We start from the raw sequence: 2,973 nt of genomic DNA, 5'->3' as shown, positions 1-2,973 counted from the left end.
GGCGGGGTGGGCGTCCCATTGCGCGAACGCCTCGAGCGCGACGAGCTCCGCGGCCGGATCGCCCGGCGAGCGCGCGACGTCGCGGCGCAGATCCGCGAGGCTCCGGCCGAAGCCCTCGGCCCTCAGGGAGGGCGCGAGCGCGAGGGCGAGCGCGGCGAGCGCGGCCGCAGCGAGGAGCCTTCGGGGCATGGGTCGAAGATGTGCCGAAGACCTTGCGAGGTCAAGGCGGCGGGCGCGAACCGGGACGGGGCCGGCGGCGCTCAGGCCGCGGTCTGGTCGTCGGCGGGGCCGGTGCAGTCCTGGTAGGCCTCGATCTCGGCCGCGCACTCGTCCTCGGCCGCCTCCCAGTCGCAGTCGAGGAGCAGCACCTCCGAGTAGAGGCAGTGGTCGCGGTCGAGCTTCTCGTCCCCGCAGTCGCCGGTGTCCTCGTACTCCGCCTCGCAGTTCTCGGCGCAGCTCTCCGCGTTCGAGCTCCAGGTGGAGTCGCCGTCCCCCGGGGTCTCCCAGTCGCACTCCTCCATCGCCGTGCAACGATCTTCACACACCTCGGCCTTCGTGAACCCGTCGTCGTCGTCGCACCCGACGGCCACCGCGAGGGCGACGACCGCCAGGACCGCCATGATCGTTCTTTTCGATGTCTCGTGTTTCATGATCCCGAGAATACCGCATCGGCCGCGCGGCCGGGTTTTTTTCGGGAGGAGGATATGCCTGGACTCGGGTAGACTCGGGGCGCGACGTGCCCGACGCACGACCAGACAGGAGCTCCCATGATCACCGTCACCGCCCACGGCGCCGCGCAGGAAGTCACCGGCTCGAAGCACCTCCTCGACACGGGCGCGCACAGAATCCTCGTCGACTGCGGCGTGTTCCAGGGGCGCCGCGAGGAGTCGCGGGAGAAGAACGAGAAGTTCCCGTTCGACCCCGCGTCGATCGACGTCTGCGTCAACACGCACGGCCACCTCGATCACTGCGGCAACTACCCGCTGCTCGTGAAGCGCGGCTTCGGCGGCGAGATCCTCTCGACCGCGGCCACGCGCGACGTGGCGAAGCTCGTCATGTCGGACTCGGCGCGCATCCAGGAGGCGGACGCCGCCTTCGTCGAGAAGCGGCAGAGGAAGTTCCCGCGCCCGAACCGCAAGGCCCAGCCGCCCCTCTACGGCACGAACGACGCCGACGCCGCGGCCGCACGGTACGTGGAGGTCGACTACGACGCGCAGCGCCCGCTCGTGCCGGGAGTCACCGTCACGCTCCGCGACGCCGGGCACATCCTGGGGTCGTCGATCGTCGTGTTCGACGTGGCGGGGGAGGGTGGGCCGCTGAAGGTGGCGTTCACTGGCGATCTCGGCCGCGCCGGGATGCCGATCCTCCGCGATCCGGCCGAGCTCGGCGCGGTCGACTACCTCGTGTGCGAGAGCACGTACGGCAACAGGAAGCACGACGACTTCGCGTTCGCCGAGGAGGAGCTCGCCGAGATCGTGCGCGACACCGCCGCGAAGGGCGGACGCGTGATCATCCCGGCGTTCGCCATCGGCCGCACGCAGGAGCTCGTCTACAACCTGCACCGGCTGTACTCGGCGGGCCGCATCCCGAAGATCCCGGTGTTCGTCGACAGCCCGATGGCGATCTCCGCGACCGAGATCTTCGGCAAGCACCCCGAGTGCTACGACGAGGAGACCACCGCCGAGTTCATCGCGAAGGGCGAGAGCCCGTTCGCGTTCGACGCGCTCGAGCTGACGCGCACGGTCGAGCAGTCGAAGCGGATCAACAACCAGCGGATGCCGTGCGTCGTGATCTCCGCGTCCGGGATGTGCGAGGCCGGGCGCATTCTGCACCACCTCCTGATCGGCGTGGGCGATCACCGCAACACGATCCTCATCGTCGGGTTCATGGCGCAGAACACGCTCGGCCGCGCGCTCGCGGACAAGAAGAGCGTCGTGCGGATCTTCGGCGAGGAGCACCCCGTGAAGGCGCGCGTCAAGATCCTGAATGCGTTCTCGGCGCACGCCGACTACCTCGAGATCGGCAGGTGGGTGCAGCGGCTCGACCGCAGCCGGCTCAAGGCGGTGTTCCTCGTCCACGGCGAGAAGTCGGCGGAGGAAGCGATGCGAACGCACCTCCTCTCGCTCGGCGTCCCGCGCGTCGAGATCCTCGAGGCCGGGAAGGCAGTGGGGTTGGGGTAGGGGGCGAGGCGCGCTGTCATGTCCGAAATGAAGCTCTTCCGAGTCAGCAATCAGAGATGGAAGCTCATTCTCGGAGTGGTGTTCCTGGTGGTTGAAGCGCTGCTGCTCGCCTCGATGATCAGTAGAGTCCCCTCCGGTGGTGTACGAGTTCGCGGCGACGGGTAGGCCGTTCTCTGGATAGCAAGCGGCCACCGCGTCATCCTTCTTGGAATTGTCTAGAAACCAAGGAGAGGAACGCGATGGCCAACCCCAAGATCGACATGTTCGAGGAGCTTTTCAACACGATTCGCGAGGTGGACCAGGATCTCGTACGGGACCTGCTCAAGACGGTGCTCGAGCGGCTGATGAGCGCAGAGGCGGACTCGATGTGCGGCGCGAGCTACGGCGAGCGGAGCCAGGAGCGCAACAACCGCCGCAACGGGTATCGCCTGCGCCCGTGGGACAGCCGGGTCGGAAGCATCGACCTGGCGGTCCCGAAGCTGCGGCAGGGCAGCTACTTCCCGGATTGGCTGCTCGACATCCATCGCCGCAGCGAGCGGGCGCTCGTGTCGGTCGTGGCCGAGGCGTGGGTGCGCGGCGTGTCGCACCGGCGAATGGAGGGCTTGGTGAACGCGCTCGGCATCGAGCACCTCTCGCGGACGCAGGTCCCCAAACAAGGCCCCAAACAAGGCTCAAAGACATTAGTTGTCCATCCGTTTGGTTCGGAAGCCTTCTGGAAAAATCCAGCGCCGGTGCGCATGCATCGAGTTCTCTTCGCGATGACCGTTTCGATCTTCACCGCCGTGTCGATTTC

Annotated in this window: 4 protein-coding genes and 1 pseudogene; 3 read left to right on the top strand and 2 right to left on the bottom strand. The window is 67.6% G+C overall.

The features are described 5' to 3' along the window. Together M0R80_31780 and M0R80_31775 are read right to left on the bottom strand one after the other, a co-directional pair. Positions 1-189 (bottom strand): hypothetical protein (locus M0R80_31780; protein MCK9464221.1); only part of this gene is annotated, 189 nt, incomplete at its 3' end. A 71-nt stretch (positions 190-260) separates the two neighbouring features. Next, a complete protein-coding gene (locus M0R80_31775) occupies positions 261-650 on the bottom strand; it encodes a hypothetical protein (protein MCK9464220.1) in 390 nt (129 codons plus the stop codon). Positions 651-767: 117 nt separating this feature from the next. Here M0R80_31775 and M0R80_31770 point away from each other — a divergent pair, with 117 nt between their 5' ends. The 3 genes and pseudogenes from M0R80_31770 to M0R80_31760 all read left to right on the top strand — a co-directional run bounded on the left by M0R80_31770 (position 768) and on the right by M0R80_31760 (position 2,827). Next, complete coding sequence (locus tag M0R80_31770) at positions 768-2,180, top strand: MBL fold metallo-hydrolase (protein MCK9464219.1); 1,413 nt, start codon at positions 768-770, stop codon at positions 2,178-2,180. Between the two features lie 18 nt (positions 2,181-2,198). Beyond that, positions 2,199-2,345, top strand: a complete 147-nt coding sequence (locus M0R80_31765; protein MCK9464218.1) for a hypothetical protein — start codon at positions 2,199-2,201, stop codon at positions 2,343-2,345. 137 nt (positions 2,346-2,482) lie between these two features. Beyond that, a pseudogene (locus M0R80_31760) lies at positions 2,483-2,827 on the top strand (transposase). The last annotated feature ends 146 nt before the right edge of the window (positions 2,828-2,973 follow it).

The organism is Pseudomonadota bacterium (assembly GCA_023229365.1).
In the GTDB taxonomy this organism is placed as follows: domain Bacteria; phylum Myxococcota_A; class Polyangia; order JAAYKL01; family JAAYKL01; genus JALNZK01.
Note: the sequence above shows the minus strand (reverse complement) of the source record. Positions and strands in the feature narration are given on the sequence as shown.

Bases quoted from the DNA above. Each gene is read 5' to 3' on its own strand.
- M0R80_31770 (MCK9464219.1), top strand. From the start codon at position 768: ATGATCACCGTCACCGCCCACGGCGCCGCGCAGGAAGTCACCGGCTCG.
- M0R80_31765 (MCK9464218.1), top strand. From the start codon at position 2,199: ATGTCCGAAATGAAGCTCTTCCGAGTCAGCAATCAGAGATGGAAGCTC.
- M0R80_31775 (MCK9464220.1), bottom strand. From the start codon at position 650: ATGAAACACGAGACATCGAAAAGAACGATCATGGCGGTCCTGGCGGTC.